Source organism: Citrobacter sp. CRE-46 (genome assembly GCF_059615875.1).
This window is the reverse complement of record NZ_CM184341.1, coordinates 1,831,119-1,845,494: the sequence shown is the minus strand read 5'-3', so window position 1 is coordinate 1,845,494 and position 14,376 is coordinate 1,831,119. Positions and strand designations below refer to the sequence as shown.

13 protein-coding genes are annotated in these 14,376 nt (G+C 51.6%); 4 read left to right on the top strand and 9 right to left on the bottom strand.

Features of this window, described 5'->3' with window-relative positions; all coding sequences use genetic code 11:
- Positions 1 to 2: 2 nt before the first annotated feature.
- The 4 genes from AC534G_RS08610 to hypT all read right to left on the bottom strand — a co-directional run bounded on the left by AC534G_RS08610 (position 3) and on the right by hypT (position 4,429).
- On the bottom strand, positions 3 to 1,253 hold the full coding sequence (locus AC534G_RS08610; protein ID WP_038642011.1) for a NupC/NupG family nucleoside CNT transporter: 1,251 nt from the start codon (positions 1,251 to 1,253) through the stop codon (positions 3 to 5).
- A 96-nt stretch (positions 1,254 to 1,349) separates the two neighbouring features.
- Positions 1,350 to 2,285, bottom strand: coding sequence for a pseudouridine-5'-phosphate glycosidase (locus AC534G_RS08605; RefSeq protein WP_038642013.1), 936 nt, complete (start codon positions 2,283 to 2,285; stop codon positions 1,350 to 1,352).
- On the bottom strand, positions 2,273 to 3,214 hold the full coding sequence (locus AC534G_RS08600; protein WP_110497401.1) for a pseudouridine kinase: 942 nt from the start codon (positions 3,212 to 3,214) through the stop codon (positions 2,273 to 2,275). Before AC534G_RS08600 ends, AC534G_RS08605 begins: the two co-directional genes overlap by 13 nt.
- Positions 3,215 to 3,517: 303 nt before the next feature.
- Positions 3,518 to 4,429, bottom strand: a complete 912-nt coding sequence (hypT, locus tag AC534G_RS08595) for a hypochlorite stress DNA-binding transcriptional regulator HypT (RefSeq protein ID WP_038643258.1) — start codon at positions 4,427 to 4,429, stop codon at positions 3,518 to 3,520.
- A gap of 353 nt (positions 4,430 to 4,782) precedes the next feature.
- Here hypT and cuyB point away from each other — a divergent pair, with 353 nt between their 5' ends.
- Positions 4,783 to 5,502 (top strand): cysteate racemase, encoded by a 720-nt coding sequence (cuyB, locus tag AC534G_RS08590; protein ID WP_038642017.1) that lies wholly within the window; start codon positions 4,783 to 4,785, stop codon positions 5,500 to 5,502.
- Between the two features lie 73 nt (positions 5,503 to 5,575).
- Entirely contained in the window at positions 5,576 to 6,874 is a 1,299-nt protein-coding gene (locus tag AC534G_RS08585; RefSeq protein ID WP_038642019.1) for an anaerobic C4-dicarboxylate transporter, read from the top strand.
- Positions 6,875 to 6,938: 64 nt separating this feature from the next.
- On the opposite strand, the gene AC534G_RS08580 is transcribed toward AC534G_RS08585, so the two are convergent.
- From AC534G_RS08580 to fruB, 4 genes are all read right to left on the bottom strand, one after another.
- The gene (locus AC534G_RS08580; protein ID WP_069323442.1) at positions 6,939 to 7,175 is read right to left on the bottom strand and encodes a YgdI/YgdR family lipoprotein; all 237 of its coding nucleotides are present in this window, start codon (positions 7,173 to 7,175) and stop codon (positions 6,939 to 6,941) included.
- A gap of 145 nt (positions 7,176 to 7,320) precedes the next feature.
- Positions 7,321 to 9,009 (bottom strand): PTS fructose transporter subunit IIBC, encoded by a 1,689-nt coding sequence (fruA, locus tag AC534G_RS08575; protein ID WP_038642023.1) that lies wholly within the window; start codon positions 9,007 to 9,009, stop codon positions 7,321 to 7,323.
- Between the two features lie 16 nt (positions 9,010 to 9,025).
- Positions 9,026 to 9,964: a 1-phosphofructokinase gene (gene fruK / locus AC534G_RS08570; protein ID WP_006683781.1), complete on the bottom strand. Its 939-nt coding sequence runs from the start codon at positions 9,962 to 9,964 to the stop codon at positions 9,026 to 9,028.
- Complete coding sequence (fruB, locus tag AC534G_RS08565) at positions 9,964 to 11,094, bottom strand: fused PTS fructose transporter subunit IIA/HPr protein (protein ID WP_110497399.1); 1,131 nt, start codon at positions 11,092 to 11,094, stop codon at positions 9,964 to 9,966. The genes fruK and fruB overlap by 1 nt, the downstream gene beginning before the upstream one ends.
- A 368-nt stretch (positions 11,095 to 11,462) precedes the next feature.
- Between fruB and setB the strand changes: the two genes are divergently transcribed.
- Positions 11,463 to 12,644, top strand: a complete 1,182-nt coding sequence (setB, locus tag AC534G_RS08560; protein ID WP_038642028.1) for a sugar efflux transporter SetB — start codon at positions 11,463 to 11,465, stop codon at positions 12,642 to 12,644.
- Here setB and AC534G_RS08555 read toward each other — a convergent pair.
- On the bottom strand, positions 12,641 to 12,895 hold the full coding sequence (locus AC534G_RS08555) for a YkgJ family cysteine cluster protein (RefSeq protein WP_005129254.1): 255 nt from the start codon (positions 12,893 to 12,895) through the stop codon (positions 12,641 to 12,643). The two genes, setB and AC534G_RS08555, sit on opposite strands and share 4 nt — an antisense overlap.
- A 157-nt stretch (positions 12,896 to 13,052) precedes the next feature.
- Between AC534G_RS08555 and yeiP the strand changes: the two genes are divergently transcribed.
- Positions 13,053 to 13,625, top strand: a complete 573-nt coding sequence (gene yeiP, locus AC534G_RS08550) for an elongation factor P-like protein YeiP (RefSeq protein ID WP_038642029.1) — start codon at positions 13,053 to 13,055, stop codon at positions 13,623 to 13,625.
- Positions 13,626 to 14,376: the final 751 nt, after the last annotated feature.

Genomic DNA, 14,376 nt, shown 5'->3' with positions numbered 1-14,376 from the left:
CACTATGCTATACCGATAAAGAAACCCGCTATGGTGGCGCTCATCAGGTTTGACAACGTTGCTGCTGCCAGCGCGCGCATTCCAAGCTGCGCGATTTCCGGGGCTCGCTGTGGCGCTATCGCCGAAAATGCGCCGACGACAACGCCAATCGAACCAAAGTTAGCGAACCCGCACAGCGCAAACGAGATAATCGCAATGGTCTTCACATCCAGTGTCCCGCCGGTTTGCAGATACGGCGAGAAGTTGAGATAGGCGACAAACTCGTTGATTGCCAGCTTCTGTCCAATCAGGCTACCTGCCAGCGTCGCATCGCTCCAGTCAACGCCCATAATCCACGCCAGCGGGGCTAACACATAGCCAAAGATCCCTTCCAGGGTGGCGTGACCAAAACCAAACCAACCACCAATTCCGCCGATAATGCCGTTAATCAGCGCAATAATGGCGACAAATGCCATTACTACCGTCGCCACGCCTGCGGCAATTTTCAGCCCGGTCATCGCCCCACTCGCCGCTGCTTCGATGATGCTTTTCGGCGGCGTTTCGGTAAATGACAGGTTCTCAAAGGTGACGCGAGATTCTTCAGTTGCCGGACTCAGCATACGCGCGAATAAAATACCACCAGGGATTGCCATCAACGATGCCGCCAGCAGATAGTCAATCGGAACGCCCATTCCAGCGTAACCAATCATCATTGAGCCAGCAATCGAGGCCATCCCGCTACAGATAGCGGTAAATAGCTCATTGCGATTCAGCCGGTCAATAAACGGTTTCACGATTGCCGGGATCTCGTTTTGCCCGAGGAAAATCGTGGTTACTGCGACAAATGACTCGATCTTACTGATGTTTAACGCTTTCTGGAAAATACCGCCAAGGATGCGGATCAACAGCCCCATCACGCCAATGTAGTAGAGTAGACTGATCAGCGCGGTCACAAAAATGATGGCCGGGAGCACCCGAAAGGCGAAGATAAACCCGGCTCCGTCGAACAGCACATCCATTTTTGGCCCGACCAGGGAGCCAAAGATAAATGCACTACCCGCGTCACTGTATGACATCACCTTGTGGACACCGAGCGCGGCCTGTTCAACCAGCCATTTCCCCGGCGGGAAATAGAGCATAATGCCGCCGATTGCAATTTGCAGCACCAGTGCTGCCCCGACCGTACGCAGACTAATACGCTTTTTATTTACTGACAGCAGAAACGCGATAGTCAGTAATACCACCATACCCACAACACTTCTCATTATATCCATAATGAAATTCCCTTCATGCCAGGAAACCCGGCGTTACCGCCAGGTTTTGGTAGGTTTGCTATCCGCGGGCGACCGCATTCTGCCCGGAAAATTTGGTCAGGCGAGGCGTTGATACTCCTTCGCAATTTCACAAGCCAGTACCGCGTTGTTGAACACCAACTGAATATTTGATTTCAGGCTGTCACCACCGGTCAGCTCCGCAACGCGCGCCAGCAGGAACGGCGTACTCTCTTTGCCCACAACCCCCTGCTCTTCCGCTTCTTTTACCGCCCGATCGATTGCCGCATTAATTTTCTCTTCAGCCATCGCAAACTGCTCCGGGATTGGGTTTGCAACAACCAGACCGCCGTCGAGACCTGTCTGCCATTTCACCGCCATGGCACGGGCAATCTCTTTTGCGCTGTCCAGACGGATACTGACCTCAAACGGACTGGTTCGGCAGAAAAATGCCGGCAATGCGTTGGTCTGATATCCAATTAACGGCACGCCAAAGGTTTCTAAATATTCGGTCGTTAAACCGAGATCAAGAATAGATTTCGCCCCGGCACAAATTACCGTGACATTGGTATGCGCCAGTTCTTGCAGATCTGCGGAAATATCAAAGGTATGTTCAGCACCACGGTGAACACCACCAATCCCGCCCGTCGCAAATACTTTAATTCCAGCCAGGGAGGCAATAATCATGGTTGAGGCAACTGTCGTCGCACCATTTTTTCCTGCAGCAACCACAAATGGTAAATCACGACGACTGACTTTAGTAACGCTATGCCCCTCTCTTCCAAGCAATTCAATTTCATCTTTGCTTAAACCAACTTTCATTACCCCGCCAATAATGGCAATGGTCGCAGGAACTGCCCCGTGCTTACGAATAGTTTCTTCTACTTCAATAGCGGTCTGGGCATTCTGCGGAAATGGCATACCATGAGAAATAATGGTTGACTCGAGGGCAACAATCGGTTTTTTACTGTTTAATGCTTCCTGTACTTCTGGAGATATTTGTAATAATTCAGAGGAAAGAGTTAATTCAGACATTCTGTGTTCTCCACGATTGAGATAACATTCGCAACAGACAAATCAGGGTTATTGGTATATTCACAGGCTAATGCCATTGATGAACAACCCTGCGCAAATCGAACCGAATCAATAAAGGGCATGCCGTCTACCCAGCAGGAAGCCAGTCCCGCCATCATCGCATCGCCAGCCCCGGTAACATTAATGACGTGAGTTTTAATCGGCAGCGACCAACCGCAATCCCCCGCAATATCACTGTAATAAACTCCGTCACCGCCCATGCTGAGCACCAGGCGATTTAAGCCGCGATCGTGAAACCAGGCGGCCACTTTGCCAACATCATCACGCCCGGAAAGCGCAATACCGCTCAGCGTTTCGGCTTCAAGCCGGTTAGGTTTGAGGGTGTGAATTTGTCCAAGCCGCTCGCGAACTTTGACGCATTTCCATGCCGATACCGGGTCGACAAACACCGGAACATCTCCGGCATTTTCCAGCACCCATGCAAGGGCGTCTTCGCTGATATTGCAATCGGCGACGATAACTTTCGCCTGCCGAATAAAATCACGCTGCTGCGCTAAAAAACTCGGTGAAATATGTTCGGTAATGCTCATATCATTAATGGCAACCAGCATTTCACCGGTGTTATCAAGCAGAGATAAATAACTCGATGTATTCTCTCCCGGAACGATAAGACACTTATCAACATGTACTCCGGATAGATTAGTTTGCGCCAATAACGATTGACCATAAAAATCATTACCAACCGCAGTCAGTAACCACGAATTTTTACCCAATAGCGCGAGATTATGTGCAATGTTGCGTCCAACTCCGCCGGGGGTGAATTTTATCTTTCCTGGATTCGAATCCGCATAATTTAGAGAAGCATGCGAATACCCAGCAACATCCATATTGGCCGAGCCAATAGTTACTATGTATTCCTTTTCACGCATAGCACGTCCCCTGGCAATTATCTTGCCACAAATGAGTTCGTTAAGAATAACCACCGCCACACACAAAATTATTAGAGCACATGTTCAGTATCGAACATGTGTTTATAGTAAGCGTGTTTTTGACAAAGTAAATCTATCTGCAAGAACCAAAGTCAATAGATATGAACAGAATCACAATTTTTTATAGATACAGTTTGTAAGGGAGAGAGAAAATGAGAGGTAGTACACAAATTAAGCAGGCTAAAAAGTATAACTCCGGTATAACCGGAAATTTTTCAGATGCGCCAGACGAGCTGGCGCGTCTCAGGTAAGCGAAACCAGGTCCTCTGGCATATGGTTGTACAGAATACGCCAGAAATGTTCAGCCGTTTTATTCAATCGGGTATCCATCCGGTAAATATAGGCCTGAATAGGTACCATCAGTTCAGGTGTCTCCAGGCGCACCAGACGCTTATCGCGCAGCTCGTTGACGATCGACCACGCTGGTAGCCAGGCGATCCCATGCCCATCCAGCGCCATGTTTTTCAACAACTCACTCATCGAAGACATAAACAACGTTCGTGCTGAAATGCCGCCAACTTCCGCTAACTGACGGTTTACCAATCTTCCCATGTAGGATGTGCTGGTATAGTTCAGAATCGGCGCCTGCGGCTGATAGATATCAAACAACGCGTACCCCTGTCCATCGGTAGCACAGACAGGATAGAGCTCTGACTCAAAAACCTTCAAGCCACAGAAAGGCGACTGCATTAAATCCTCATCACGAAACGAGATAATAAAATCACTTTTCCCCTCGCGCAGGGTATTTACCGCTTGCACCACATCAATCGCCTCGACGTGCCAGACAAATTCTTCCCCCCAGGCCGCCATTGAATGCACTAACCGGGGCAACATGGTCAGCGACAAAGAATGCGCTGCCGCGATTTTTATGTTGGGGACCCCAAGCAGATTGTGACCGCTTAGTTCGTCCAGATTACATTCCAGCTGTTGTAGCAGGCTACGCGTTTGCGAATGGAATAACTTGCCCTCCTCCGTCAATTGCAGCGGCGTCGTCGTGCGATCAAACAGCTGCACCCCCACGGCTGATTCGAGCGCTTTGATCCTCCGGCTAAATGCCGGCTGAGATATATTGCGCTCCTCCGCAGCCTGGGAAAAATGACGGCATGCCTCCAGCGTCAGGAAATCATATAACCATTTTGTCTCAATATTTTTCATGCCTGTCACGCGGATGTTTAAATATGTTGATGAGCCTAAAAACATCATGCCTGAACAATTCCAAAGATGGTATTGACGATTAGCCCATAATGATTCGTTTTTTGCATCAAGCCTTCGTTTTTGACATTAACATGTCAGCGTCACCATCCAGCCACAACCCTACTCTGCTTGCAGATCTTCAGGCTCCGCACCCTATCCTGACCTCATAGAAAGGCGAAAAAAACTACAGCCATGCGGTTTTTGCATTAAGCCAAACATTATTGCATTTCTCGTCGCGACGCTCTGCTGTTAAACATTAGGACAAGGTAAAACATAGCCTGAATATTATTTAATGGTTAAACGAGGTATATATCGTGAAAGGTTTAATTGGCGTACTTGGTGGTATGGGACCTGCTGCAACCGTCGATCTATTTAATAAATTCGTCACATTTACTGCAGCGCAACGCGATCAGGAACATATTCCATTAATTATTTCATCCATTCCTGATATACCCGACCGTACTGACGCATTAATGCGTCATGGTAATTCCCCCCTTCCGGCCATGCGCGATTATATGCATAAACTCGAAGATGCTGGCGCGGAGTGTATTGTGATCCCGTGTAATACCGCCCACTTTTGGTTTAAAGAGTTAAAAGAATCCTGTCATACGGAGTTGCTGAGTATTGTGGAGACAACCCTGAATGAGGTCAGAAGCTGCGGAAAATCGCGCATCGGACTGCTGGCTACCAATGCCACGTTGTACATGGGTCTCTACCAAAAAGGGATAGAGTCTCTTGGGTTAACCTGCGTCAGCCCTGATTCTTCCAGCCAGGAAAAAGTCATGGAAAGTATTTATTGCCTGAAAGCAGGAGATGTTAAGCAAGCACAAAAATTAATGAATGAACAGGCTGAAGCACTTTTTGCACGCGGCGCGGAAGTCATCGTTCTGGGATGTACTGAAGTCCCCGTCATCCTTGCTGAAGCCGTCAAGACATCACCAGAAAAATATATTGATTCAACCGGTTCATTGGTTCGTGCCGGAATTAAGTGGTATGAAAAACGCGTTGGAAAAAGCCACCTTCTGGCGCAATAAAAAAACCACCATTTAATCATCACATTTAATAAAAGCCATTCTTATAGCGAATTATTATCTGGCGGAGGCCATTATGCTTTGGTTGGAAATTCTCGTAGTATTAGGCGCAATATTTTTCGGCATCCGCCTCGGCGGAATTGGTATCGGTTTATGCGGTGGGCTGGGGTTGGCTATTTTAACCCTGGGATTTGGTCTGAAAATTGGCTCGCCGCCTGTGGACGTCATTCTTATTATTATGACGGTGGTTGTGGCGGCATCAGCGCTACAGGCAGCCGGAGGCATGGATTATCTGGTACGCATTGCCGGTAATTTTATGCGTCGTAATCCTAAATATATCAATGTTATTGCACCGATTATCACCTGGTCGATGACCATAATGGCGGGAACAGGTTTCATTGTCTTTTCTACCCTGCCGGTGATTGCCGAAGTTGCGAAAGAGTCAGGCATCCGCCCTTCTCGTACGCTCGCAGGCTCCGTAGTGGCATCTCAGGTTGCAATATCCGGCTCGCCGATCAGCGCTGCAATGGCCGCAATGCTGACCATCATGGAAGGCAACGGTATCAGCTTTATCCAGGTTATGGCGGTATGTCTGCCCGCCTCGTTTGTTGCCGCGATGGTTGGGGCATTCATCGCCTCGCGCCAGGGATGTGAACTCCAGGACGATGAGGTCTATCTGGAACGCCTGCAGAAAGGGCTGGTGCGCAAATACGAAGGGCAAAACAGTACCACACCGGGTGCAAAACTTTCAGTCGCCCTGTTTATGCTGGCCACGGTGCTCATCGTTATTCTTGCCGCATTCCCGCAGCTACGCCCTGGATTTGATGTTGGCAGCCCAATGAATACGCGGGATATCATTATCATCTGCATGCTGGCTGCCGCTTGCCTGATGGTGGTGCTGTGCAAAACATCTACAGATGCCATTGTCCTGACGTCAACTTTTCGCGCCGGGATGAGTTCGCTGGCAGTCATTCTCGGCATTGTTACGCTGGGAACCACATTCATTGACGCGCACCTAGCGGAGATTAAGGACATCGCGGGGAATATTCTGCAGGCCTACCCGATGCTGCTGGCTCTGGTATTGTTTGGCACCTGCGCGCTGCTCTATTCGCAGGGAGCCACCACGCCGTTGATTATCCCGCTTGCCGTCGCGCTTGGCGTTCCTACCTGGGCAATTCTGGCTTCCTATGTGGCTGTGACCGGCGTGTTTGTTCTCCCAACGTACCCGACTTCACTGGCGGCGATGGAGTTCGACACCACCGGGACAACGCGCGTAGGTAAGTATGTCTTAAACCATCCGTTTATGTTGCCGGGACTGGGTGGGATCATCGCGGGCGTTGCCTTTGGCTTTATCATCGCCCCAATGATTGCCTGAGCCGTCTTATTCAGGGGCGCGAAAGATTTCGCCCCTGAATGATTCTCTATTCACTTAACCCGGCTCACCACATCAATACCGTCTTACCTTTATCTATTTGCTTCACATCGCTGCTTTTAATCACGCGGTGATAACCATAGGCGTCAGCATATTTTGTCAGTCCTGTCCCGGGGTCTTGCTCAGGCTTGCCTTGCGTCTCTATTGTTGCACCTGACGTTGTTGTCATCACCCAGGTGGTTGAACATCCCGACAGTAGAAGCGTCGCGAGTGACAGAGCAGCAAAAATGGGCGCTTTTTTCATATTCGATTTCCGTGACCAGTTTGATTTAAAGGCACTTTATCGAATTTGCTTAAGGCAGGATGGATTATTGTGGCGATGCTGTAACGGTAAGGGTTAAGGCATAAAAAAGGGCAGAGAAATCTCTGCCCTGGATTTCAGCGCTTAATCAGGCCGCCTTTGCCACAACCTCTGCTTCCGGGCGCTTCAGCACCGCGTAGGAGAGACCGGCTACCAGCGTACCGGCAATAATGGCCAGCAGGTAACCAACCACCGGCGTAATTGCGCCAGGGATTAACAGCACGAACAGACCGCCGTGTGGCGCCATCAGCTTAGCCCCTACCGCCATGGAGAGAGCGCCGGTAATCGCGCCACCAACGATACAGCAAGGCAGAACGCGCATCGGATCACGCGCGGCGAATGGGATAGCCCCTTCGGTGATAAAGCACAGGCCCAGCACCAGCGCAGCTTTACCGCCCTCCTGCTGGGCTTTGTCGAACTTACGACGCGCAACCAGCGTTGCCAGACCCAGCGCCAGCGGAGGTACCATCCCCGCCGCCATAATGGCAGCCATCGGCGCATAAGTTTGCGTACTCAGCAGGCCCACACCAAAAGCATACGCCGCTTTGTTAACCGGACCACCCATGTCAGTACACATCATACCGCCAAGAATCGCACCGAGCAGCACCGCATTCGCCGTACCCATGGTTTGCAGCCAGTGGGTCAGACCTTCCAGAATGCCGGCTACCGGTTTACCGATCAGGTAGATCATGGCCAGACCCACCACCAGGCTTGAAAGCAGCGGAATGATCAGAATCGGTTTCAGCGCTTCCATACTCTGTGGGAGTTTCAGCCTGGTGCTAATGAGCTTCGCCACATAACCGGCAAGAAAACCGGCAATAATCCCGCCAATAAAGCCAGAACCGGTGCTTACTGCCAGCATACCGCCGATAAGACCTGGCGTCAGACCCGGACGGTCAGCGATGGAAAACGCGATGTACCCCGCCAGAACCGGCACCATCAACGCAAAGGCTGAACCGCCGCCAATCTGCATCAGCGCCGCCGCCAGCGTGCCCTGCTCTTTAAACGCTTCAATACCAAAGGCGAATGAGAGCGCAATACACAGACCGCCAGCAACAACCATCGGCAGCATGTAGGACACGCCCGTCAGCAGGTGGCGATACGCGCCAGCGCTCTCTTTCTTCCCTTCGGTTGCCGCAGACTGCGCCTTGCCGGTTGGCTGATACGGCGTCGCTTCTTCCAGCGCTTTATCCAGCTCCTGTTTGGTTTTCTTCAGCGCCAGGCCAGTAGACGTGCGGTACATTGGTTTTCCGGCAAACTTCGCCAGATCAACTTCAATGTCAGCCGCCACAATCACCAGATCCGCCTGAGCCACCTCTTCCGGGGTAATGGCATTGCCTGCCCCGACCGAGCCACGGGTTTCAACTTTTACCCACCAGCCACGTTTTTTCGCTTCTGTTTCAATAGCTTCAGCAGCCATAAACGTATGGGCAACGCCGGTCGGACAAGCCGTCACCGCCACCACGCGTTTTGGGCCACTGCTGGCAACAGACGTTGTCGCAACCGGGGCGCTGTAAGGTTTTGCATGACCTTTCGCTTCGCTGAGGAAGAGTTCAGGATGCGCAACCGCACGACCGATATCGCCGAGCCAGACTTTTTTGCCGTTCAGCGAACTATCAGCAGGAAGCGTGTCGCCCAGAACAATCGCCAGCTCTGCATCATTCGGATTATCAATAATTTCCAGATGCGCTTTTTGCGCCGCCGCTCCAAGCAGGGTTTTCGCCATGTAAGCGCGAGCCTGGCCGAGATTGGCGTCAATAATCAGCAGCGTTTTCATTATGCCTCTCCTGCTGTCAGTTAAACGGTTTTAAGTCGACACGCGCCATCATTGCGGCCAACTGAGGACGATCGGTAATACCCACGTTACTTTGGCTTACCGCCAGAGCGGCAACAGCCGTCGCCAGACGCAGGGTATGTTCGCTGGACTCACGCATCAGCAGGCCATAAATCAGACCACCAACCATCGAATCACCCGCGCCAACGGTGCTGACCACCTCAACTGACGGCGGTTTTGCGATCCACTCACCCGAAGCGTTGACCCACAGCGCGCCTTCCGCACCGAGTGAAATCACCACATGAGCAATACCCTGCTCGCGCAGCGCATGCGCCGCATCAATCACATCTTTCATTTCAGGCAGTTTACGACCCGCCCAGATTTCCAGTTCACGACGGTTTGGTTTCACCAGCCACGGCGCCGCCTTCAGACCTGCCACCAACGCTTCACGACTACTATCAAAGATAATGCACGGACACTGACTGCGCAGACGCGTCATCCAGTCGGTGAAAGCTTCCGGGCTCACGCCGGTCGGCAAACTACCGCTAACGCACACCATGTCGAACTGGCCCAGCCAGCTCAGCGAATCGTTCACAAAGCGTTCCCAGTCAGCGGGGGTGACTTCAAAGCCAGAGAAATTGAAGTCGGTGACTTCACCGTCTTTTTCGGTCAGCTTGACGTTGATACGGGTACGCCCTTGTACAACCTGAAAACGGTTGGCAATGCCCAGCTCGCTGAACAACTGCTGAAAACCATCCTGGTTGTCTTTACCCAGAAAACCGCCCACCGTGACATCGATACCTAAATCTTTCAGAACTTTAGCGACGTTAATCCCTTTTCCCGCCGCATGCAGACCGGTGGTTTTCACCAGGTTCACTTCGCCACGTTCAATTTCCGGGCAGAAACCCACCAGGTCGTAGGCCGGGTTAAGGGTGATAGTAGCAACACGTCTGCTCATTACGCGCCCTCCCCAAGACCTGCAGCGATGGCTTCGCCAATCGCTTTCAGCGCCTGTTCAGCATCCTCGCCCTGGGCGGTAAAGCGCAGGTGATGTCCTTTCTTCACGCCTAATGCCACAACTTTCATCAGACTGCGTCCATTTGCCGGTTTGCCGGTTCCATCAAGATTTGTCACGGTAATTTCACTGTTAAATTGTTTAATCGTATTCACCAGCATGGTGCCCGGACGGGCGTGTAAACCATGCTCATTGCGCACAACAAATTCGGCGCTCAGAACATCATCGGTTAAGGCGTCATCGCCGGTCAGCAGCGCCAGCACCGTTGCCGCATCCGCTTTCAACAAACGGTCAGCTTTATTATTCAGCAGCAGATCGCCAAGGCGCTTCAGCACCGCAACCGGTTGATCGTCATTCATCGCGACGGTCACCAGCAGGGCTGCCGCGTCCCCCTGGACATCAAACGGCGTTGCTGCGCGGCTGACCGCAACGGCGCTGCGCACGTTACCTTCAGCACAGTCATTCAGCCAGATCCCCTGACCGAGATTCATCGGCTGCTCATTGATTGCCCTGGCGACAAATGCGGCATCAACCGCACCAATTTCTTTCAGCCGCGCAGCGTTGAGCGCCTGCAACGTCACCAGCGAGCTGGCAACGACGTCCAGCGACAGCGTTTCGTTATCAAGCTTTAATTGTTCGCTCTGCTTTTCGCCCATCAGCAACGCGCGTAGCTCTTCCGCCGTAGTCGCTGATTTCAGCTGTTCAGCAACGGAGTCATCGCTCAACACATGCGTTAGCTGACGCAGTAAACCGAGGTGCTCATCAGAGCTGGCGGCAATACCGATCGCCACATACGCGACCTGTCCTTCGCCCCAGACCACGCCCTGCGGAAACTGAAACACCTGCACACCGGTTTTCAGCACCCGATCGCGCGTGTCCGTCGTCCCGTGAGGAATAGCAATACCGTTGCCAAGAAACGTGGACGTTTGTTGTTCACGCGCCAGCATGCCATCGACGTAGCCTTCCGCAACGTTACCCGCTTGCACTAAGGCCGCGGCAACCTGGCGAATAGCCTCTTCTTTATTCCCGGCCTGTTCGCCCGGGTGAATATCCTGAACAGATAACTGGAACATGGTTCTCCTCTCCCGCTGAATTGAAACGATTCAGCCAATATGAGAAAAAAGGCGTCACCTGACTCCATCAGTTATGGCAAGATGACGCTGAAACGTTTCAAGAAGTCTTGATCTTTTTTCTTCAGCACACAAGTAAAGTTGACAAATTACTTGCTGAATTTAGAGATAACGCACATTTTCTTCTGGGGAGAGATAAAATTGCTGAAGCAAAAATGGCGTCAGCGTGTCAGATTCAGCAACATCAGCAAACAGCATTCTTTGACTGAAATGCTATTTTGATTTTTGATGCCGATTTTGATTTGGCTACCTGTTTATTTTCTGGCAAGCAGCGTAAACTCCGCGTCTCTTCACATCATTGATATCAAAACATGCATAACACCCCCGTAGCCGCCACACCTAAGGCGTTCGATTTAACGTCTGCGGCGTTCCTGCTTGTCGCGTTTCTGACGGGTATCGCCGGCGCTTTGCAGACACCAACGCTGAGTCTTTTTCTGACCGATGAAGTCCATGCCCGTCCCGGTATGGTCGGGTTCTTTTTTACCGGCAGCGCCGTAATCGGTATCCTGGTGAGTCAGTTTCTGGCCGGGCGCTCGGATAAAAAAGGCGATCGCAAAAACCTGATTGTCTTCTGTTGTGTACTGGGCATGCTGGCCTGCGTGCTGTTTGCCTGGAACCGTAACTATTTTATTTTGCTGTTTGTCGGCGTCTTCCTCAGCAGCTTTGGTTCAACCGCCAACCCGCAAATGTTTGCTCTCGCTCGCGAGCATGCCGACCGTACAGGCCGGGAAGCGGTCATGTTCAGCTCAATTTTACGTGCGCAGGTATCGCTGGCCTGGGTAATTGGCCCGCCGCTGGCCTACGCACTGGCAATGGGATTTAGCTTCACGGTGATGTACCTCAGCGCGGCGGTTGCTTTTATTGTCTGCGGCGCAATGGTTTGGTTATTCTTACCGTCGATGAGTAAAAATGTGCCTCTCGCCACTGGCGTAGTGGAGGCGCCACGGCGCAATCGTCGCGACACGCTGCTCCTTTTTGTTATCTGCACATTAATGTGGGGGACCAATAGCCTCTATATCATTAATATGCCGCTGTTTATTATCAATGAACTGCATCTGCCGGAAAAACTGGCGGGTATCATGATGGGAACCGCTGCCGGGCTGGAAATCCCGACCATGTTGATTGCCGGATACTTTGCTAAGCGTCTGGGCAAGCGTCTGTTGATGCGAATTGCCGTCGTGGCCGGCTTTTTCTTTTATGCCGGTATGCTGTTGGCCCACTCTCCGGCGGTATTGCTTGGTTTACAGCTGCTGAACGCGATTTATATCGGCATCCTTGGCGGGATTGGCATGCTCTATTTCCAGGATTTGATGCCAGGACAAGCAGGTTCAGCCACGACCCTTTATACGAATACCATTCGCGTAGGCTGGATTATTGCCGGATCGTTGGCAGGTATTGCCGCTGAAATCTGGAATTATCACGCCGTGTTCTGGTTTGCGCTGGTGATGATCGTCGCCACCATCGTGTGCCTGGCGCGCATCAAAGATGTTTAAGGCGCGGTCAGCGCTTCAAGCTCAATAAGATACAGCATGGCCTGGTGCGTCGTCTTCCCACACATTTCCGCACTGGGCTGTAAACCGGCACATACTTTTGGCCGCAGCGGCGAAGCAAAAATTTTGCAGCGCAATGATTCATCCAACTGAACGCATGGCGTATTAGCGGGCTTGCCATCAGGCATACCTGGGATAGGGCTGGAGATTGAAGGCGCGGTGCAGCATGCACCACAATCCGGACGGCATTCCATACAGTATTCTCTTTATCGTAAACCATCGGATTGTGAGAGAAGCGCACAGTAACACCTTTTTTGCACCAGCAAAAGCATCAATTCCACTTGCCTGAATGCCCCGGCGCGAGTAGTTTTACGCGATATTTTAGACACTCCTCACTACAGGATTTTTTCGATGCCAAGAGCGAACGAAATTAAAAAAGGTATGGTACTGAATTACAACGGCAAACTGCTGATTGTAAAAGATATTGATATTCAATCACCAACCGCACGTGGCGCCGCCACGCTGTACAAAATGCGTTTTTCTGATGTCCGTACCGGCCTGAAAGTTGAAGAGCGTTTCAAGGGCGATGATATCGTTGATACTGTCACCCTGAGCCGTCGTGGCGTTGACTTTTCCTATGTCGATGGCAACGAATATGTCTTTATGGATAAAGAAGACTATACCCCGTATACCTTCACCAAAGACCAGATTGAAGAAGAACTGTTGTTCATGCCGGAAGGCGGAATGCCGGACATGCAGGTTCTGACCTGGGACGGCCAACTGCTGGCGCTGGAACTGCCGCAAACGGTAGACCTGGAAATTGTTGAAACAGCGCCCGGCATTAAAGGTGCTTCAGCAAGCGCGCGTAACAAACCTGCTACCCTGACTACCGGCCTGGTGATCCTGGTTCCTGAGTATTTGAGTGCGGGCGAAAAAATCCGTATTCATATCGAAGAACGTCGCTACATGGGCCGTGCAGACTAATTTTTTGCTCCCCATTGACGACAAGGGACAGCGCAGGCTGTAAGGCTGATCAGTAAAGCATGTATGGTGAACATGTAATTCTTGCTCAGGGTTCCGTTCACCTCAGTGGTGTCGTTTCTCTGAAGCGCTGATGTCCGTGAACGTGCAAGGGAGGCTCACCGCCGCCTCCCTTGCAACCCAGGCTCCCGGCGGGAAAATCGTCGCTACGCGAACTATTCGTCTTATTCCGCCTGCCTGTCGGGTCGGGGCCGAGCCTGCGTCCATGCAGGCCGTCCCCTCTGCCCGCATCCCTGCGGGCAGACCCGGTCAGTCGTCAACGCCTCATCGATTTTCAGCCGGACCGGAGTCATCGCTTCAATGCTCTGACTTCCAGTTAAATCTTTTTTGCTGTTCAAATATATTCAAATAAAAATACAGATGGTCAGGCGTGGCTGCTCCGGCTGAAAATTGCCGACGTGTTTCCGTAAGGCCGGGAGAGCCAGCATGGATGCTGGCTCAGGGCGCGCTTTACAGGGACGCTACCTCGCGCCCGGCCCGGAAGCCTGAAGGAAAAAGCGGAGGGAACCACGAAGTGGCAATTTTCCCGCCGGGAGCCGGGATTGTAAAGGGCGTGGCGGAGAACGCCCTTTACACGTTCACATGAACCAATGCTTAAGAGAAGCAATGAGCATGAGGTGAACGGAACTCTTTCTCCGAAATAGAATGTTCTTTACCTCCGCCAGCCCAGGTTGATACTTTCTGAAACGGAGGC